General features: G+C 72.8%; 13 protein-coding genes. 8 read left to right on the forward strand and 5 right to left on the reverse strand.

Features of this window, described 5'->3' with window-relative positions; genetic code table 11:
* Positions 1-55: 55 nt before the first annotated feature.
* Positions 56-3,031: a S8 family peptidase gene (locus tag FBY41_RS22815; protein WP_221629410.1), complete on the forward strand. Its 2,976-nt coding sequence runs from the start codon at positions 56-58 to the stop codon at positions 3,029-3,031.
* A gap of 174 nt (positions 3,032-3,205) precedes the next feature.
* Positions 3,206-4,516: an MFS transporter gene (locus FBY41_RS22820; RefSeq protein ID WP_221629411.1), complete on the forward strand. Its 1,311-nt coding sequence runs from the start codon at positions 3,206-3,208 to the stop codon at positions 4,514-4,516.
* A gap of 89 nt (positions 4,517-4,605) precedes the next feature.
* Here FBY41_RS22820 and FBY41_RS22825 read toward each other — a convergent pair whose 3' ends face one another.
* The 3 genes from FBY41_RS22825 to FBY41_RS22835 all read right to left on the reverse strand — a co-directional run bounded on the left by FBY41_RS22825 (position 4,606) and on the right by FBY41_RS22835 (position 7,780).
* On the reverse strand, positions 4,606-6,141 hold the full coding sequence (locus FBY41_RS22825; RefSeq protein WP_141847568.1) for a S8 family peptidase: 1,536 nt from the start codon (positions 6,139-6,141) through the stop codon (positions 4,606-4,608).
* Between the two features lie 180 nt (positions 6,142-6,321).
* A complete protein-coding gene (locus tag FBY41_RS22830) occupies positions 6,322-6,939 on the reverse strand; it encodes a hypothetical protein (RefSeq protein ID WP_141847570.1) in 618 nt (205 codons plus the stop codon).
* Between the two features lie 85 nt (positions 6,940-7,024).
* Positions 7,025-7,780, reverse strand: coding sequence for a hypothetical protein (locus FBY41_RS22835; RefSeq protein ID WP_141847572.1), 756 nt, complete (start codon positions 7,778-7,780; stop codon positions 7,025-7,027).
* A gap of 241 nt (positions 7,781-8,021) precedes the next feature.
* Here FBY41_RS22835 and FBY41_RS22840 point away from each other — a divergent pair, with 241 nt between their 5' ends.
* From FBY41_RS22840 to FBY41_RS22850, 3 genes are all read left to right on the forward strand, one after another.
* A complete protein-coding gene (locus FBY41_RS22840) occupies positions 8,022-9,287 on the forward strand; it encodes a transposase (RefSeq protein WP_185749227.1) in 1,266 nt (421 codons plus the stop codon).
* Complete coding sequence (locus tag FBY41_RS22845) at positions 9,284-11,257, forward strand: bifunctional copper resistance protein CopD/cytochrome c oxidase assembly protein (protein ID WP_141847576.1); 1,974 nt, start codon at positions 9,284-9,286, stop codon at positions 11,255-11,257. Before FBY41_RS22840 ends, FBY41_RS22845 begins: the two co-directional genes overlap by 4 nt.
* Positions 11,258-11,507: 250 nt before the next feature.
* On the forward strand, positions 11,508-13,259 hold the full coding sequence (locus FBY41_RS22850) for a hypothetical protein (protein WP_141847582.1): 1,752 nt from the start codon (positions 11,508-11,510) through the stop codon (positions 13,257-13,259).
* A 40-nt stretch (positions 13,260-13,299) separates the two neighbouring features.
* Here the strand turns inward: FBY41_RS22850 and FBY41_RS22855 are convergent, their stop codons facing one another.
* Positions 13,300-13,794, reverse strand: coding sequence for an SRPBCC family protein (locus FBY41_RS22855; protein WP_141847584.1), 495 nt, complete (start codon positions 13,792-13,794; stop codon positions 13,300-13,302).
* Positions 13,795-13,797: 3 nt separating this feature from the next.
* Positions 13,798-14,199 carry a cupin domain-containing protein gene (locus tag FBY41_RS22860; RefSeq protein WP_141847586.1) on the reverse strand — a complete coding sequence of 134 codons (402 nt, stop codon included), beginning with the start codon at positions 14,197-14,199 and terminating at the stop codon, positions 13,798-13,800.
* A 208-nt stretch (positions 14,200-14,407) separates the two neighbouring features.
* Here FBY41_RS22860 and FBY41_RS22865 point away from each other — a divergent pair, with 208 nt between their 5' ends.
* The 3 genes from FBY41_RS22865 to FBY41_RS22875 all read left to right on the forward strand — a co-directional run bounded on the left by FBY41_RS22865 (position 14,408) and on the right by FBY41_RS22875 (position 19,133).
* Complete coding sequence (locus FBY41_RS22865) at positions 14,408-15,772, forward strand: FAD-dependent oxidoreductase (RefSeq protein ID WP_141847588.1); 1,365 nt, start codon at positions 14,408-14,410, stop codon at positions 15,770-15,772.
* Between the two features lie 164 nt (positions 15,773-15,936).
* Complete coding sequence (locus FBY41_RS22870) at positions 15,937-18,066, forward strand: glycoside hydrolase family 31 protein (protein ID WP_141847590.1); 2,130 nt, start codon at positions 15,937-15,939, stop codon at positions 18,064-18,066.
* A complete protein-coding gene (locus FBY41_RS22875; RefSeq protein ID WP_311769428.1) occupies positions 18,066-19,133 on the forward strand; it encodes a cation diffusion facilitator family transporter in 1,068 nt (355 codons plus the stop codon). The genes FBY41_RS22870 and FBY41_RS22875 overlap by 1 nt, the downstream gene beginning before the upstream one ends.
* Positions 19,134-19,197 lie beyond the last annotated feature (64 nt).

Below are 19,197 nucleotides of genomic sequence, written 5' to 3' on the forward strand. Positions count from 1 at the left end.
GCGCACCTAGCATCGAGCCATTATTGGTCGGGGGAAGACAGGGGAAGGTCAGTACATGTCTTTGACGCACCGACGGGGGCGCTCGGCGTTCGCCGTCAGCTCGATCGCGACGGCTTCGGTCGTTGCCGCGATGGCGGCGGTCCCGCTCTCGCTCGTCTTCCCGGGGGCTGCCACCGCAGCCGGCTCGGGCACCCAGGGCTACATCGTCCAGATCGCCGCTGCTCCGCTCGCCAGCTACGCAGGCGGCACGAAGGGCCTGGCTGCGACGAAGCCCCAGGCCGGCAAGAAGGTCGACACGACCGGACCCGCCGCCCGCGCCTATGAGGCCCACCTCAAGACAGCTCGTGAGGACGCCATGCGCTCGGCTGGTGTGACGCCCTCGCGCGCGACCAAGACCTACGACGTGGCCTTCAGCGGCTTCACCGCCTCGCTGACCGCCGACGAGGCCGCGAGACTCGAGAAGACCCCGGGCGTGCTCAACGTCTGGAAGGACGAGATGCGCACGGCCGACACGGTGTCGACCCCGACCTTCCTCGGCCTCGAGGGCGCGACCGGCGTCTGGCAGCAGAAGTTCGGCGGCAGCGACCACGCCGGCGAGGGCATGATCATCGGGGTCATCGACTCGGGCATCTGGCCCGAGAGCGCCTCGTTCGCCCCGCTGTCCGAGCCCCGCCCCGACGCCGCGACGATCGCGTCGAAGTGGAAGGGCACGTGTCAGGCCGGCGTCGCGGCCAACGCCGCACCCGTCACCTGCAACAACAAGCTCATCGGCGCCCGCTACTACGACACCGGCGCGACGGTGCTGCCCTTCGAGTTCCGCTCCCCTCGTGACTACGACGGACACGGCAGCCACACGGCCTCGACGGCCGGCGGCAACCACGGCGTCCCCGCCAGCATCAACGGCGCCCCGGTCGGCGAGATCAGCGGCATGGCCCCGCAGGCTCGCATCGCGGCCTACAAGGCGCTGTGGACCACGACGACCGGCACGGCGTCCGGCTCGACGTCCAACCTCGTCGCCGCCATCGACGACGCGGTCGCCGACGGCGTCGACGTCATCAACTACTCGATCTCCGGCTCGAGCACGTACGTCGTGACCCCCGACGAGCTCGCCTTCCTCGGTGCGGCCGACGCCGGCGTCTTCGTGGCGACCTCGGCCGGCAACAGCGGTGACACCGTCGGTGCCTCGAGCGTCGCCCACAACTCCCCGTGGACGATGACGGTCGCGGCGAGCACGCACGACCGCGGCGTCAGCAAGACGCTCACGCTCGGCAACGGCGCCACCTACCAGGGTCTCGGTGTCGGCGCGGGCGTCGGTCCGGCCCCGCTCGTCGTCTCGTCGGCGGTCGGCCTCGCCGGCGCCAACGCGACGGAGGTCACGCTCTGCTACCCCGGCACGCTCGACCCGGCCAAGGTCACCGGCAAGATCGTCGTCTGTGACCGCGGCGTCATCGACCGCGTCGCCAAGAGCGCGGCGGTCAAGCAGGCCGGCGGCGTCGGCATGGTCCTCGCCAACACGTCCTCGGCCCAGTCGCTCAACGCCGACTTCCACTCCGTGCCCTCGATCCACGTCAACAGCACGACCGGCGCGGCCACCAAGGCCTACGTCGCGTCCGCCGGAGCATCGGCGACGGCGACCATCTCGGCGGTCGACCCGTCGCCGATGCGCGCGCCCGAGATGGCCGGCTTCTCGTCCTACGGACCGGCCATCGCCGGTGGCGGCGACCTGCTCAAGCCCGACATCACCGCTCCGGGGGTCGACGTCATCGCGGCGGTCTCGCCGGCTGGTGACTCGGGCGGCAACTCGTTCAACGCGCTCTCGGGCACGTCGATGTCGAGCCCGCACATCGCCGGCATCGCAGCGCTCGTCATGCAGGCGCACCCGACGTGGTCGCCGATGTGGGTCAAGTCGGCCCTCATGACGACGGCCACGACCCTCGACAACCAGGGCAAGCCGATCCAGCGCTCCGGCACGGACGCGACCCCGCTCGACTACGGCTCCGGCCACGTCCGTCCGGCGGAGGCGTTCAACCCCGGTGTGGTCTTCGACTCGGACGTGAACGACTGGATTGCCTACGGCTGCTCGATCGGCCAGATCCAGCTCATCACGCAGGCTGGATACTGCGACACCCTGCCCGCGATGGACCCGAGCGACCTCAACTACCCGAGCATCGCCGTGGGTCAGCTCGCCGGTCAGCAGACGGTCACCCGCACGCTGACCAACGTCGAGAGCCGCGCGTCCCAGTACGACCTGTCCGTCGACGCTCCCGCGGGCTTCACGGCCTCGGTCAGCCCGTCGAAGGTCACCATCCCGCCGGGTCAGTCGCGATCCTTCACGGTCACGCTGACCCGCACGACGGCGCCCTTCGGCACGTGGGCCTTCGGCTCGCTCACCGCCTCGGGCAACCGCGGCCAGACGGCCCAGAGCCCGATCGCCGTCAAGCCCGTCGCCGCCGCGGCCCCGGCCGAGGTGACGATCCCGCAGAGCGGTGGCTCGCTCACCGTGACCCCGGGCTTCAGCGGCACCCTGTCGACCTCGGTCAAGGGGCTCGCCGCGGGTGACGTGCAGACCGTGCCCACCACGAAGCCGGTCGACACGACCGCGACGGTGGTCATCCCGGCCGGCACGACCGTCGCGCGCTTCGCGACCTACGACGCCGACTACCCGGCCGGCACCGACGTCGACATCACCGTGCGTCGAGGCGCCACCGTCGTCGGCACGAGCGCCGGAGGCACGGCCGAGGAGTCGGTGACCCTGACCAACCCGGTCGCCGCCACCTACACCGTGACGATCGACTACTTCGACGGCGCGCCGGCCACCCTGCCGGTCAAGCTCGTGTCGTATGCCGTCCCGAGCAGTGCCGCTGGCAACCTCACCGTGAACCCCGCCAGCCAGGCGGTCACGGGGGGTCAGCCCGCGACCTTCCAGCTCGTGACGTCCGGCCTCACGGCCGGCACCCGCTACCTCGGCCGGGTCGACTTCTCCGACGGCACGTCGGACGTCGCCCGCACCTTGGTCGCCGTCAGTCCCTGACGTCACCAACGCACACCAGCGCCAACGCATCAACAGCACCAACGCATCAACGCATCAACAGCAGCTGCACGACGGCGGGGCCGGCCCAGAAGGGTCGGCCCCGCCGCCGCGTCTGCAGGGCAGAAGGGGGTCTGAAAGGTCCGTCGGGTCCGGCCGAGTTGTAGGTTGGCCGCCGTGACAGACCCCCAGGCGACCGGCCGCAGCACCCCCGGCGCGACAGCCCCGGCCATCACCAGGGGCTGGTCCGCCTGGCGGGTCGTCTGGTGGTTCGGCTTCGTCAGCCTCGCGGCCGACATGGTCTACGAGGGTGCTCGCTCGGTCTACGGCCCGCTGCTCGCCTCCCTCGGTGCGACGGCCACGGTCGTCGGGCTCGTCACCGGCGCGGGCGAGGCGATGGCGCTCGTCCTCCGGCTCGTCTTCGGACCCCTCGCCGACCGGACCGGCCGCTACTGGAGCCTCACCGTCCTCGGCTACGGCATGACGGCCGTGTGCGTGCCACTCCTCGCCGTGACTCCCTTCGTCGGCGCGGCCGGACTCGTGCTGGCGTCGGTCCTCATCCTGCTCGAGCGCGCGGGCAAGGCGGTGCGCAGCCCCTCGAAGTCGGCCCTGCTCGCCCACGTCGCGACGGCGGTGGGCCGGGGCCGTGGCTTCGGCGTGCACAAGGCGCTCGACCAGGTCGGCGCCCTCGCCGGCCCGCTGCTCGTCGCCGCCGTCATCGCGGCGGCCGGGGGTGCGATCTGGCCCGCGATGGCCGTCCTCGCCATCCCGGGCGCTGCGGCGATGCTCCTGCTCGCCGTGATCCGCTCCCGGGTGCCGGACCCCTCCGTCTATGACGGCACCGCAGCCTCGCCGGAATCACCTGCAACACAAGCGAAGTCACAGGGCCGCGGCCTCCGCGGGTGGTTCGCCGATGCCGTCGGCGCCCACCTGCCGCGCACCTTCTTCGGCTACGCGCTCGCCGCGGGCCTGACGACCGGTGGCCTCGTGACCTTCGGCATCATCGGCTTCCACCTCACCGTGGCCGGGCTCGTCCCCGTGGCAGGCGTTCCCCTCGTGTATGCCGCCGCGATGGGTGTCGAGGCCCTCGCCGCCCTCGGCGTCGGCCTCGTCTACGACCGCCACGGGGCCGCCGTCCTCTATGCCGTGCCGGTGCTCGTCGCGCTCGTGCCCCCGCTGGCGCTCGCGGGTGAGCTCTGGGTCGTGCTCGTCGGCGTCGCGGTCTGGGCGCTGGCCTACGGCGTGCAGGACTCGACGGTCAAGGCGCTGGTGGCGGAGGTCGTCGAGGCGCCGAGGCGGGCGACGGCATACGGCGTCTTCGCCGGGATCCAGGGGGCCTTCGCCATCGTCGGTGGCGTCTCGGCGGGCTGGCTCTACGAGCGGTCGCTCACGGCTCTCATCGTCGTCGTCGCGCTCACCCAGCTCGTGGCCCTCGTCCTGCTCGTGCGCACCATCGGCTCCCTGCGCCGCCGCCCCACCCCTGCCTGACCCCGTCCTCACAGCCGAGTGGCCCCGTCGTCAGGTGACGACGGGGCCACTCGCGTGGTGGTGATCGCGCAGCGGTGGCGCGGCGAGCCTCAGCTCACGGCGTGGAGCGCGTCGACGACACCCTCGCCGAAGAAGCTGTTGTCCTCGACCGGTCCGACGCACACCGGGCCCGCCGTCGCCGTGCCGCAGGCCTTGTCGTCGGCCTGCTGTCGCAGCTTCTCGATCATCTGGGCCGGCGTCCACGTCGGGTGCACCGACTTCATGAGGGCGAGCACACCGGCGACGTGCGGGGACGCCATGGAGGTGCCGCTCTTCGTGCCGTAGCCGTTGTCACGCACGATCGTCGAGAGGATCGACGAACCGGGCGCTGCGACGTCGATCTTGCCGAGGCCGCGGTTGCTGAACGCCGACAGCCGGCTGTCCATCGTGCCGGCCGGGAAGCGCTGCATCGAGCTGACCGTCACGACACCGTCGAGCTCGGTCGGGATGTCCTCGCAGCCGCTGTTGAGCGTGCGGGTGACGTAACCGGCGGGGGTCGGCTGGTCGTCGGGGCTCGTCGTGTCCTTGAACGACGACTTGTCGGCGAGGTCGTGCGCCGAGTTGCCGGCGGCGGCCGCGTGGACGACACCTTGCGTCGTCGACCAGGTGACGGCGCGGCGCACGGCCTCCTTGGCGGCGTACTGGTCGGGCTGGTCCTCGCAGTAGAACTCGAACGGGTCGACGTAGTAGCTGTTGTTCGTCACGTCCATGTGCTTGAGCCCGGCCTCGACGAAGCCGCACACGGCGTACTCCGGGTAGATGAAGCCGTCGTCGTTGACGACCTTGACCGAGGCGAGCCGCACGTTGGGGGCGACGCCGACGATGCCGACCTTGTTGCGCGCGGCCGCGACGGTGCCGGCGACGTGGGTGCCGTGGTCGCTCGTCGTCGGCTCCCAGCCGGTCGTGCTGGGCCGTCCGGCATCGCTGCAGTTGACCGAGTTCGCGACGTCGAGGTTCTTCGCGAGGTCGGGGTGGTCGGCATCGATGCCGCTGTCGAGCACGCCGACGAGGACGTTTCGTGAGCCGTCGGTGATCGCGTGGGCCTGGTCGGCCTTGATCATCTTCATGTCCCACTGCTCTGCCTCGCGCGGGTCGGTCCCGTCGGCGGGGGTTGCATCGGCCTCGACGTCACCGTTCCACGCCTTCTTGGCGCCCTTCATGTAGTCGGCGGCGCCGCGGCCCCAGGAGGCGCCGACGGCCTCGGGGGTGCCCTCCGTGACGGCGACCGTGCGGCTGGCACCGACCGACTCGACGGCGTTGCCGCCCTTCGCGACCACGTCGGCGCGGAACGTCGACACCTTCGAGTGCGCGACGACGACGCCGATCTGCGGCCACGACTGCACGACGACGCCACCGGCGGCCTCGACCGCGGCCTCGACGACCAGCGTCTGCCCGGGATTGGCGATGCGCGCGTTGACGATGTAGCTCATGAGCAGCCCGTCCGGCGTGCGGATCTCGACGGGCGTCGACACGGGCTCGGCAGTGGTGGCGGCAGACGCCGCCTGGCCGCCGCAGACGGCTGCAGTGGCCAGTGCGACGGCGGCCACCGCGATGGTGCCGCGACGGCGGATGAAGGCGTTCGGCATGGGTCTACTCCAGGGTGTGTGAGCGGTCCGTGCGCGGCAGGGTCACCGCACCCTGCCCATCCTTGGTCACGAGGGGCCGGCGCGCGCGTCAAACCATCCGCCCAGTTTCATCGGCCTACGAATACCGGGTCACCCACACCGGTCGGCCCGGGCGGCCCGGGCGGCCCGTGCGGCGCCGGCTCAGGCTGCTGGCCGACGCTCCTGCACCGGACGGGTGAGCGGGGCGAGCGCGATGAGCAGGACGAGGGCTCCGAGCGGCTCGAGACCGAGCGGCAGGGCGAGCAGCGCACCCGCACCACCGGCGAGCGCGAGGGAACCGGACGGCATACGCCCCTCGGCGGTGTGCACGACGAGGGCGAGGCCGAGCGCGAGAGCCGTCACCACGGCCCCACCCGTGGTGAGCCCCGAGGGCAGCGGGTCGACGAGCCAGCCGGTCGACCGGAGGACCCACACGGCGGCGGCAGCCCCGGCGCCGAAGGCACTCAGAAGGGCCACGGGCACGGCGATCTCCGACCGCCCGCTGCGCGCCGCGAGCATGCCGGCGAGAGAGGCGAACCCCGCAACAGCAAGCACGAGTATGCCGCCCGCGACGATCGCGAGCACGCTGCCCTGCGTCTCGGTCGGGTCGGCGGCGCCGATGCCGTCCACCCACGCGAGGATGCCGTGGGTGAAGAGGAGGAGGGGTGCGACGAGGGCGAGCTGCGGCACACGGTCCGCCGCCACAGCGGGGTGCCGCGAGGCGACGGGGGAGTCGACGCGCGCAGCGGTGGCTCGGGTCGGGAGGGTGCTCGTCGTCATGTCTCCAGCGTGGCGACCCGGGGCGCCGGTGCCCATCGGGGTCGACCCGGAGCGACCCCCGAGTCACCCCTGAGCCGAGCGGCGATCAGGCGGGCAGGTTGCAGGGCACCGCCTGTCCCTGCTGCGCGACGGCGCTCCACGGCGGCAGGGTGGCGAGGCCCTTCTGCCAGAGAACGCGCCACGCCGCCTCGGCCGCAGCAGGGGTCATGCCGCCCGCCTTGAAGTGCGACTGGTCCTTGAGGTGGGTCTCCCACGGAGCGATCGCGACGCGCGCCTTGGCGAGCACACCGTCGACGGTCTTCATCGAGGCCGCGCACTGGCGCACGGCGTCGGCCTTGGGGCCGGCGGCCGCGGCGTCGACCGCGCACGTGTCCTGGGAGGCAGCGAGCGCCTTGTCGGCGTTGCGGAAGGCCACGATGTTCTCCGCCGCCTGCTCCGTCGTCTTGGGCCACGCGGCCTTGGCCTGCGCGAGCGTGATCTTTCCCGCCTGCAGGTCGTTCATGATCTTGAGGTGTGCGTCCCACTGGCGCAGCGAGCGGTAGGCGTCGTTGCGCGCGGCGGCCTGGGTCTTCCAGGCCGCGCGGCACGACGCGACGGCGGCGGCCAGCGGGTCGGCCTCCGAGGTGGGCGGCGCCGTCGTCTCGGGGACGGAGGTCGTCGGGAGCGAGGTCGACGGCGCCGGGCTGCTCGTCGCGCCGGCGATCGCGGAGGGGGACCCCGTCGGCTCGCTCGAGGTGAGCAGCCCCTTGCCGAACCACACCGCGGCACCGATCACCGCGATCGCGAGCACGCCGATGACAGCAGGGACGAGCCATCCCCGCCCTCGCTGTGCCTCTTTCATCTCACGCCGCGTCTGCGGTTGTTGGCCCATTGGCGCCCCTCGCTGCTCACCGTCGCGCAGGCGTCACGGCCCCCACCGCCCTGCATGACTCGCTCCACGATATCCGCAGGAGGTGAGTGGTGTGACCGATCTGCGGCCTTGATCCGGGTGCAGTCCGTGGTCACTCCCGATGCGTATGCCGGTTTCGGCGCTATCCTCCGAGCGAGTCCAGATGGGTCCTGGTGGCTGTGAGTCTCGGGGAGTGGGGCTGGTGATCGCCATGGGCGTGCTGCCTTCCGGCGACGAGCCCGCGTCCGCGGGTCGCGCTGGGCGCTCGCCACGCCGCTACGACGACTCCTTCCGGCGGTATGCCGTCAAGCGGGCCAACGAGCCCGACGCCCGGCTCTCCGACGTGGCGAGTGAGCTCGGGGTCAGTGCCAGCACCCTGCGTCGCTGGGTGCGGACCGCCGGTGCGGGTGAGGTGGGAACGACCGTCGTGGAAGGTGGTGGGGCCGCGGATGGCGACCAGGGCGTCTCCACGCGCGGGCCTGCGCCCGCCGAGTCGCTGCCCACGCCCGCCGCGTCGCCGCCTGCGTCCGCCGAGCCGCCGCCTGCGCCCGCCGAGTCGCTTCCCAGGCCCGCCGCGTCGCCGCCCGCGCCCGCCGGGTCGGCGACCGCGTCGCCGATCTCTGCCTCGTCGCCCCACCCGCCGGTGACCTCTGCGGCGCCCCTTCAGGTGCCGCTGCCGGCCGGCCCGTCCGGTTCACCGACCGCAGCGTCGGCGAGTTCACTGTCCGAGGCGGCGGCGAGCACGGCAAAGGCGACTGGTCATGACGAGCGCCACGTGCTCGCCATGCTCGATGCCATCCTCGAGATGTTCCCCCGCCCAGGAGGGCTGCCGCTCGAGGCCGACCTCTCGGAGCCGGGCCCGGAAGCGCACCGCCAGGTCGAGGCGCCGGCCGACCGCATCCCGTTGCACCCGGGCGACGACATCTTCCCGGCGCTGTCGTCGCTCCTGCCGGCCTACCGGTTCCCGATCATCCTCACCGGGCTCGTCGCCGCGCTGTGGGTGTCGACGATCGTGCCGGCCACCTACGAGCTGCGCCCCGTCGCGCAGTCGCTCCACGTGCTCTCCCTCGTCGTCGCCTTCGGCGCGGTGCTCGTCATCGACTGGCACGGCCTCCTCTGGCTCGCCGGCCGCCGTGGCCTGACTGAGTCGACCCGCCTCGCCGCCGGGGCGGGCCCGCTCATCTGGGGCGGGCTCGCCGGCCTCATCGCGACGGGCGCTCTCCTGCACCCGAACCTTCACTCGCCCCTGACCGTCACGAAGCTCGTGCTCGTGCTGGCCGTCGCGTGGAACGGTGCCGCGATGTCAGCCCTGCGGCGGCGCATGGCCCAGCTGCCGGCATACGTCAAGCCGGTCGACCTGCCCCGTCGCGACTGGCGCCTCATGATGACGGCGACCGTCATCTCGCAGGTCGGCTGGTGGGGGGCGATCATCATCGGCTTCGTGAACTCGTCGCGATGACGAGTCCCTCGCACCGGCAGCGCGGGCTGTCACCGTCGCTCACACCGTGGGTCGCGGTGCTCACCGGTGTGCTCGCGTGCGTCGTCGCCGCCTGGTCGACCGGGGCGATGGACCCTCTCGTCTTCGTCGAGGACGCCGGACCCCTCGTGCGATGGTCGGTGCCGGTCGTGCGGGTCGGTCACGACGTGGCAGCGGCCGTGACCCTGGGCGCCCTCCTCTTCGCGGCGTCGCTCGTGCCCGACTCCGGGCCGCCCCGCCGGGGCGGCAGCGGCCCCGACGGCTCTGCGGCCACGGCGCCGGCCATGCGGCTCGCGACGGTCGCCGGTGTCGGGTGGACGCTCACCGCGCTCGCCGGGGTGGTGCTGACCTTCGCCGATGCTGCCGGCCTGCCCCTGACGAGCCCGGCCCTCGGCGCCCAGCTGGCGAGCCTCGTCTGGCAGATCGACGCGACCCGCGTCGGTCTCATCAGCGCCGCCTGCGCCCTCGTCGTCACCAGCGGAGCGGCGCTCGCCCGGAGCCGGGCGGCCGCGGCATGGCTCGCGGCGATCGCTGTTGTGGGCATCGTCGTGCTCGGGCTGGCCAGTCACACCGGCACCTCCGATGACCACGAGACCTCCGTCAACGCGATGGGCCTGCACCTCATCGGGGCCACGACGTGGGTCGGTGGGCTCATCGTCCTCGTCACGCTGCACCGCACCTTCGCGCGCCACCTCGCCGTCGTCGCGGGCCGCTACTCGACCCTCGCCCTGTGGTCCTATGTCGCCGTCGGCGCGTCGGGGGTCCTCGCCACGACGACCCGGCTCGGTGCATGGTCCGACCTCGGCACGCCCTACGGCCTGCTCATCGTCGCCAAGCTCGTCCTCTTCGTCGTGCTCGGCGCGGCCGGGTGGTGGCACCGCCGCTCGACCATCGCCGAGCTCGGCGCCGGGCCGCGGGGTCGTCCGTTCCTGCGGCTCGCCGTGGCCGAGGTGGCGCTCATGGGGATGGCCTTCGGCATCGCAACCGCCCTCGGTCGCAGCGCCCCACCGGTGCCCGAGGACTTCCCGGACCCGACCCCGACCCTGCTGACCACCGGCTTCCCCGCGCCGCCCGACCCCACCACCACCGCGTGGTGGGAGGTGTGGCGCGCCGACTGGCTCGTGCTCGGTGCCGTGATCGTCGCCCTCGGCCTGTATGCGGGTGGCGTCGTTGCCGCTCGCCTGGCCTCCGCGCAGGCCCGCCGCGCGTCCCGTGAGGCACCCGAGTCGGCAGGTCCCAGCGCACGGTCGGCGGCTGCCGAGATCCGGTGGCCGCGGGGACGCTCGGCGGCCTGGGTGCTCGGCTGGCTGCTCCTCGCCTGGGCGACCGGGGGCCCGCTCGGGGTCTATGCGCGGGTGTCGATCTCGTGGCACCTCGCCCTGCTGCTCGTCCTCGTCTTCGTCGTGGCTCCGCTCATCGTGGCCGGCGCCCCCGTCACCCTGGCCGAGCGGGCGCTCGCCGCCCGCGACGACGGCACCCTCGGACCGCGCGAGCTCGTCGTCGCGGTGACGCGCTCCCGAGCCGCGGCGTGGGTGCTCCGACCCGTCGTGGCGACGGTGCTCCTGCTCGTGACGCTCGTGGTCCTCACCGGCACCGGGATGCTCGAGCTCGCCCTCACCACCCACCCCGGCCACCTGACGATGCTCGGCGGATCGCTCCTCGCCGGGGTCATCTGGTCGGCTTCGATCCTCGCGCCCACGGCTGCGGTGCCCCGCCAGGCGCTGGTCTGCCTCGGAGTCGTCGTCGCGGCAGCCTTCGCGGCGGCGCTGTGGCTCGCCCGCACGTCGGTGCTGCTCGCTGGAGACGTGTTCGCCCGGCTCGACCTGCCGTGGCTCACCGCGCTCGCCGCCGAGCAGGCCAGGGCCGGGGCCGTCACGCTCTTCGTCGTCGTGCCGGCCTGCGCTGTACTCGCCCTCGTCGTCAGCCTCCGGGCCCGCCGTCGCGTGCACTGAGCCGTCACTGACCCGGGCCTCAAACCCCGCCCGGCTCACCGACCCCCACGCCGCCCACGCTCACGCCACGTGGGGCAGCGGCCGGGCCGGACGGCATACCGGCGGGTCCTTGCGGGGCTCACGGGACGAAGGGCGCGTTACGCTGCCAACACGCTGTGTGGACGGGGTCAGCCGGGCCGCGCCACGCCGCGGCTGATGCGCGATGATGCCCGCGGGGGTGGGCCACGAGGCGTGGCGAGGGGACCTGCCGTTGACCATTCGATTCAACCCGCCGCCGGGGTGGCCGGCGCCGCCGGCGACCTGGCTGCCGAGCGACGACTGGCTGCCCGACCCCGCGTGGCCCGCGCCGCCCGACGGCTGGTCGTGGTGGACCGTCACCGCGCGCCCGGCAAACCCCGCCGGTCCGCAGGTGACCGTCCGCTCGGGGCGCCCGTCGTTCCCGGTCGCGACCCGCGCCGCGCAGTCGACGGTGTCGCTCGCCGCCCTCTTCCCGGAGCGCGCCCGCGAGGGCGCGTCCTACGGCACCGGCCAGACGGGGTATGCCGCCGAGCGGGCCCCCGCGCCCGCAATGCGTACCAAGGCGGGCCGGGAGTACTACGTGCCGGCGTCGGCCCGCGCGGAGTCGATGCTCGACGAGTCGGGGCCGCACCATCTCGCCACGGGGGCGCTCGACGAGGGAACGGTCGCGCACGCCGCAGCAGACGTCGCTGCGGCGAGCGACGAAGCGGCTGCAGCGCCTCCGGGCATCCGGCTGTCCCCGCTCCTGCGGCTCGTCCGCGACGGTTCCGGTGTGCGGGCGCAGTTCAAGGTCGGCGGACCGGCCGCGCTCGCGCTGTCGGAGGTGCTCGCGCCCGCGGTCGAGGCCGCCGTCGGCCGCTCCGACCCGGGGAGCGCCGGTACTGCTCGTGGCAGTGCCGGAGGGGGTGATGGCGCGCGCGCGGGGTCGGGCACGGGCACGGGTTCCGGCTCCGGAACGGGCGCCGGGCGGCGCGGCTTCTTCCGGTGGCGTGGCGCGCGCGGCGGGAGCGGTGGCTCGGCGGGCGGAGGGGGCCCGGTCAACACGCCGGTCGTGGGAGTCGAGATCGCGAGCCTGACCAAGCGCGCCCTCGACGCCCGCCGCGACCAGGACCTCGATGCGGCGCTCGCTGTCGAGCGCGACCTGCTGTCGCTGCACCGGCGGTCGTTCCCCTCGATCCGTCGACCGGTCGTTCCTCCGCTGCCACCCCTCGATCCGGACGAGGAGGCCGCCGTCCGGCAGCGCTGCCTCGAGTCCGCGCTGGGCGGTGTCGAGCGGCCTTCGCGGGGAGAGCTCGCCGCGGCGAGGGCGTCGTCGGCGGAGCCGGCCGAGAAGCTCCTGCAGGCGAGTCGGGTGGCACGGGACCTGCACTCGCAGCGGCGTCAGGCGCTCGCCGATGCCGCCTGGTTGCTGCTCTCGGCCCACGACCCGGCAACGGTGGTCGCGGTCGTCGACGAGGCGCTTCGCCTCAGCCGTGCCGACCTCACCTGCCTCGACGCCGGCACCGACGCGACGACGAATCGTGCCTACGTGACGGTGCTGCTGCGCTTCGCGCCGATGGTCGTCGTCGCCGACGAGGTCGTGGAGGGCAGCAACGGGCGCCGGTCTCGCCGGCCGCGCACACCGCGCGAGCGCCAGCAGGTGTATGCCGCCGGGCTGGCCTCCGCAGTGCTCGCGGCCACCAAGCAGGTCGACAGTGTCGCGCCGGGTGCGGACGACGTGAACGTCGTCGTGGTGCGCCCGACGCGCAACAACGCCGGTGTCGAGCCGATCTACGTCGGCACGTTCGACCGCGAGGACGTGGCGCTGCGTCACCCGGAGGCCGACCCGCTGCCGCTGCTCGTTGCCTCGGCTGCACCGGACGGCATACGGCTGCTCGGGCCGGACCGCGAGGTCACCGCGCTCGACCCGGCCCGCGACGTCGACCGCTCGCTGCACGAGATCGTCGCGGCCTGCCGGTCTGCGCTGAACCCGGCGACGCGCTGACGCCCGGGCGCGGCTGGGACAGAGCTGGGTCAAGGGTGGTTCAGGGGCGGACGAGGCGGGTCAGGGCGAAGCGCGCGACCGGGGCGTAGCCGACGACGAGCGGAGGGGGCCCGATGATCGTGAGGTCGGTGCGGCATCCGCCGCCGTCGGGGGTGACCGAGTGCTCGAGGGTCAGCTCCGCGAGCACGGCCCGCACCCGCCAGGTCCACGTCATCGCCGCCTCGTCGACCGCCAGCACCTCGAAGGGCACGTGCACACCGACCGGCCCGATGACGACGCCACGCAGGCCGGGCGCGATGCGACGCGGCGCCGGGTCGGTGCCGGGAGTGGGTGGGGAGGGCTCAGCCTCGTCGAGCGCCTCCTGCTCGCCGTCCGTGTCGTCGTACGCGTCGGGGGAGACCCCCACGTCGTGCACCGGTCCGGTGTCGACCCGCTGGATCTGGGGCGACCACTGCGTCCAGGCGTCGAGGTCCGCGTAGCGCTCCCACGCCGTCGCGGGATCGGCGTCGCCGGTGACGTGGAGCGAGAGCTGCACTGCTCAGCCCTCCGCAGGCGCGGGGCCGTCGACGTTGACGGTCGGTGTGCCCGACCCGCAACGCACGATGACGGCGCGCGACGTCTCGTCACCGGGGTTGGACTCGCGGTGCACCGCTCCCGCCGGCACCCGGAGGAAGTCACCGGGCCCGGCCTCGACGACGTGCTCGCCGCCCGGTCCCGACTCGAGGCGCATCCGGCCCGAGACGATGTAGAGGGTCGTGTCGTGGTCGCCGTGGTGGTGCCAGCCGGTGACGGCCCCCGACTCCGTGTCGACCGTGCCCGACCACATCGCCTCGGTGTGCAGGGCGACCTGCCGGCTCATGCCCGGGGTCGGGTCGGCGGGGGTCAGCGCATCGGCGGCGACGCGGGTGCACGGCTGGGCCGGGTCAGGGCTCTCGGTCATGACCCCATCCAACCCCCCGCGGCGGGTCCGTGGGCGGGCCGACACCACCGAGCCCAATCGAAAGAGCACTTCGTCGGCCGGGGAGTGCGCGCGGGAGTGCGCCGGCTGATGACGGACTGCTCTGTCGATCGAGGGTCAGGGGGGCGCCGTCCCCCTAGCCTTGGCAGACAGGTCCATCCCACGACTCCGGGGAGATGAGGTGGCGGACATGGCAGCGCAGCACCAGGGGCGGGTCGTCGTCGTGGGCGGCAGCCTGGCCGGGCTGCTCTCGGCACGCGCGCTGGCCCCTCATGCCGAGTCGGTCGTCGTCCTCGAGCGCGACCAGCTGCCCGAGACCGCGACGCCGCGTGGGCGCGTGCCGCAGGGCCGCCACCTGCACCTGCTCCTGTCGGCGGGTCTCGACCTGCTGCGTGACTGGTTCCCCGGCATCGAGGAGGAGCTCGAGAGCCGCGGGGCCGTCCGTGTCGACGGCACGGGGGCGTGGGTCCACCAGGGTGGCGCCTACCGGGCCCGCGGCGACTGGGGTCGTCCGGGCCTCTCCCAGACTCGCCCGCTGCTGGAGCAGGTGGTGCGCTCGCGGGTCGCGGCCCTGCCCGGGGTCTCCATGGAGCAGGGCGTGACCGTGACGCAGGTGATGCGCTCCGCGCGCCACGTGACGGGGGTCGTCGCCGACGGTCGGGAGCGGCCCGCCGACCTCGTCGTCGACTGCTCCGGTCGCAGCTCGCGCTTCGCCCACGACCTCGCGCAGGCGCACGTCCTCGAGCCCCCGGTGACTCGCGTCGGCATCGACATCGGCTACACGTCCTTCACGATGCGCCGCACGCCCGGCGACTTCGAGGGCCACTTCCTCGTCTGCTTCGACAACCCCGGCTCCTTCCGTGCGGGCGCCGTGCTTCCCGTCGAGGGCGGCCGGTGGCAGGTGACCCTCGCGGGTGTCCACGGCGACGTGCCGCCCGCCACCGACGACGGCATCGCCGCCTTCGCGGCCAGCTTGCCGTCGCCTGCCGTCGGCCAGCTCATCGAGCGGTGCGAGCGGCTCTCCGAGACGGCGACCTACCGGTTCCCCTCGAGCCAGCGGCGACACTACGAGAAGGTGCGCGACCTCCTGCCCGGGCTCGTGACCCTCGGCGACGCGTCGAGCAGCTTCGACCCCATCTACGGGCAGGGGATGACGTCGTCCGCGTTGCAGGCAGCAGCCCTCGGAGACGTCGCCTCGCGGATCGGCGTCCTGTCGCCCGAGCTGCCGAAGCGCTTCCACCGCAAAGCTGCTCGCATCATCGACGTCCCTTGGCGCATCGCCGTCGGTGGCGACTTCGGCCACCCCGCGACGGTCGGTCCTCGCCCCCTCGGAACGGCAGAGCTCAACGGCTACCTCCAGCGGGTGGTGCGGGCCTCGCACGTGTCGGTCCCCGTCGCTCGCGCGTTCAACCGCGTCCTCCAGCTCGCCGACCCGCCGACCGCGCTCGTGCACCCCCGGCTGGTCGCGACAGTGCTGCGCGCGTCCAGGCACTCGCCGGTCGCGACCGGCGCCGAGGTGCGTCACCCCCGGATCGGCCCGCCGCAGCCTGCCTGACCCGACCAGCAGCCCTCTGCAGTCGGGCCGCGCGGCCAGCCGTCCGCACGCGTCCCGGATGGGCCGGAGCGCGTCGTGGGTACGACGGGTCGGAGGGGGCGCGCGAGCCCCGCCGGACGGCATACGTTGGTGGTCGCCGCCACCGACCCCGAGCGAGGACAGCGATGCTGAGGACCGACCACTTCATCCGTTTCGAGCGCGTCTCGAGCGTGCGCGAGACCCACCGCGGCATCGAGGCCGACGTGCACGGCGAGCGCTTCCGCGTCGAGGTGTGCCGCCCCGACGTCGTGCGCCTGCGGATGAGCCGCGGCGGCGCCTTCGACGACCAGCCGACGTATGCCGTGTGCGTCGACCCGCTCGCCGCTGACGTCGCGTGGTTGGCCGAGCCGGGCGAGCAGGTGTGGCGCGTCGTCACCGATGAGCTGACGGTCTCGGTGTGGCTCGACCCCTTCCGCGTCGACGTGCACCGGGCCGACGGCTCAGCGGTGCTCGAGACGGCCGCTGACGAGGAGGGGCGCTACTGGACCTATGCGACGCTCAACGACTCGTGGACGACGCGGCGGGTGTGCGGGCCGGACGACGCGTTCTTCGGGCTGGGTGAGAAGGGTGGTCGCCTCGACCGTCGCGGCCGCGACTTCACGATGTGGAACACCGACGTGCTCAACGAGCATGCGACGGCGGAGTTCCGCGCCGGTCTCGAGCAGGCCGACCCCCGGTCCGACATGTCGAGCACGGAGTTCGACCCGTACTACGTCAACATCCCCTTCCTCTACCACCAGAGCAATCCCTCTGCGGCCATGGGCGGTTCGTTCGTCGACAACGGCTACCGCGGCTACTACGAGCTGAGTCGCGAGGCCGACTTCGGCATCGCGTTCGCGGGCGGCCAGTGGACGGAGTACGTCTTCGCCGGCCCCGCCATGCCCTCGGTGCTCGGGGCCTACACCTGGCTCACGGGGCGCGCCTCGATGCCGCCGCTCTGGGCGCTCGGCTACCACCAGTGCCGTTGGCAGGCCTACTCGCAGGACGACCTCGTGGCTCTCGGCGACCGGCTTCGCGCGGAGGGCTTCCCGTGCGACGCGCTGTGGCTCGACATCGACTACATGGACGGCTACCGCGTCTTTACGTGGGACGAGAAGCTCTTCCCTGACCCCTCAGCGATGCTGGTTCGCTTGCGGGACAAGGGGTTCAAGGTCGTCACCATCGTCGACCCCGGGGTCAAGCACGACCCCGGCTACGAGGTCTACGACGACGGACTCGCGCGCGACGTCTTCTGTCGCACCGAGGGCGGTGACACCTACATCGGCCAGGTCTGGCCGGGCAACACGGCCTTCCCCGACTTCGCGACTCCTGAGGCGCGGGAGTGGTGGGGAACGCTCAACGCTGCGCACGTGGAGTCGGGTCTTGCCGGCATCTGGAACGACATGAACGAGCCTGCGACCGGTGAGATCCCCCCTGGGGCAATGCGATTCGACCACGGTCGAGAGTCGCACGAGCGCTACCACAACCAGTACGCGCTGCTCATGGCCATGGGGACGCACGAGGGCCTGAACCGGGCCCGCCCCGGTGAGCCGACCTTCATCCTCTCGCGGGCCGGCTTCGCGGGCATCCAGCGCTATGCCGCGAACTGGATGGGTGACAACCAGGCCCGGTGGGACCACCTGTGGCTCAGCGTGCCCATGGCCTGCGGCTTCGGCCTGTCGGGCCAGCCCTTCGTCGGGGCTGACATCGGCGGCTTCCAGGGCAACAGCAACCCCGAGCTCTTCGCCCGGTGGATGCAGGCCGGCACGCTGACCCCCTTCTGCCGCAACCACTCCGAGACAGGGAACATCGACCAGTACCCGTGGTCGTTCGGGCCCGAGGTGCTCGACATCGCACGCGAGGCGGTGCGGCTGCGCTACCGGCTCATGCCCTACATCCATGCCGCCTTCGAGCACGCGGTCGCCACGGGTGAGCCGGTGCAGCGGCCGCTCGTGCTCGACCACCAGGACGACCCCGCGGCCGTCGCCGCGGACGACGAGTACCTCTTCGGCCGGGACCTGCTCGTCGCACCCGTTTACGAGCCCGGCGTCACGTCGCGCGATGTCTACCTGCCGCGGGGGCACTGGTACGACTGGCACTCCGGTGAGCTCCACGAGGGCGGCCAGACGATCACGGCGGCCGCCCCGCTCGACCGGATCCCGATCTTCGCGCGGGCGGGGGCACGAATCCCCCTGTGGCGCGAGGCTCCCGCCTCGACGGCCGACGCCGACCTGTCTGACGTCGAGTGGCGCGAGTTCGCAGAGGTGGAGAGCTGATGTCCGAGATAGAACATGGGGAGACGGACGCGACCGCGAAGACGGGCGAGCACGGGGAGACGGCTGAGCGCGGGGGGAAGGGAGAGCAGGCCGGCGGGGGCGAGAGCATGCTCACCGTCATCATCGCGCTGGTCGCCAACGCCCTCATCGCCGTCGCGAAGTCGATCGTCGCCGTCATCACCGGCTCGGCCTCGATGGTCGCCGAGGCCGCGCACTCGTGGGCCGACGCGGGCAACGAGATCTTCCTGCTCATCGCCGAGCGCCGGGCCGCGAAGCCGCGCGATGCCGGGCACCCGTTCGGCTACGGGCGCGAGGCCTACGTGTGGTCGATGTTCGCGGCCTTCGGGCTCTTCGGAGCCGGCGCCGTCGTCTCGGTCTGGCACGGCATCACGGCACTCGGTCATGAGGAGCCGGAGACGTCGTACTTCTGGGCGTATGCCGTTCTCGCCATCGCCTTCATCCTCGAGAGCGTCTCCTTCTTCCAGGCGACCCGCCAGACGCGGGCCGAGGCACGCCGGCTCGGGCTGCGGCCGCTGCGGTTCATCGCCAACACGTCGAACCCGACCTTGCGTGCCGTCTTCGCCGAGGATGCGGCGGCGCTCGTCGGTCTCGTCATCGCGGGACTCGGCATCCTCCTGCACCAGATCACGGGAAACGCGGTCTACGACGCGATCGGCTCGATCCTCGTCGGACTGCTCCTCGGCGTCGTCGCGATCTTCCTCATCGGTCGCAACCGTGACTTCCTCGTCGGTGAGACCGTGCGCCCAGAGCTGTGGCGCCGTGCCTACGACGAGCTGCACGCCAGCGGAGAGGTGGAGCGCGTCACCTTTCTCCACCTCGAGTTCGTCGGACCGAGCAAGGTCTTCCTGGTGGCCGCAGTCGACCTGACCGGCGACGACACCGAGGCGCACGTCGCCGGCCGGCTCACCGAGCTGGGTCGCCGCCTGGAGCGCAGCGAGCTCATCGAACGAGCCATGATCACCCTGTCGCGCAGCGACGCCCCGGAGCTCGACTTGGGTGACGGCCCCCTCGCGCACGGGGGAAGAGTCAGCGCCGACCCCGCCTGACCGCTACCGAGGTTGCCGGCAGAACCAGGAGAGCGGCCTACCGCCGATCGCGGCAGAGCCGAGC

Origin of the sequence: Humibacillus xanthopallidus (assembly GCF_006716675.1) — a bacterium.
Lineage (GTDB): Bacteria > Actinomycetota > Actinomycetes > Actinomycetales > Dermatophilaceae > Humibacillus > Humibacillus xanthopallidus_B.

Coding starts and splice junctions, on each gene's coding strand:
- FBY41_RS22835 (WP_141847572.1), bottom strand. CDS start 7,780: ATGAAAGAGGCACAGCGAGGGCGGGGATGGCTCGTCCCTGCTGTCATC.
- FBY41_RS22870 (WP_141847590.1), top strand. CDS start 15,937: ATGCTGAGGACCGACCACTTCATCCGTTTCGAGCGCGTCTCGAGCGTG.
- FBY41_RS22865 (WP_141847588.1), top strand. CDS start 14,408: ATGGCAGCGCAGCACCAGGGGCGGGTCGTCGTCGTGGGCGGCAGCCTG.
- FBY41_RS22815 (WP_221629410.1), top strand. CDS start 56: ATGTCTTTGACGCACCGACGGGGGCGCTCGGCGTTCGCCGTCAGCTCG.
- FBY41_RS22845 (WP_141847576.1), top strand. CDS start 9,284: ATGACGAGTCCCTCGCACCGGCAGCGCGGGCTGTCACCGTCGCTCACA.
- FBY41_RS22825 (WP_141847568.1), bottom strand. CDS start 6,141: ATGCCGAACGCCTTCATCCGCCGTCGCGGCACCATCGCGGTGGCCGCC.
- FBY41_RS22875 (WP_311769428.1), top strand. CDS start 18,066: ATGTCCGAGATAGAACATGGGGAGACGGACGCGACCGCGAAGACGGGC.
- FBY41_RS22860 (WP_141847586.1), bottom strand. CDS start 14,199: ATGACCGAGAGCCCTGACCCGGCCCAGCCGTGCACCCGCGTCGCCGCC.
- FBY41_RS22830 (WP_141847570.1), bottom strand. CDS start 6,939: ATGACGACGAGCACCCTCCCGACCCGAGCCACCGCTGCGCGCGTCGAC.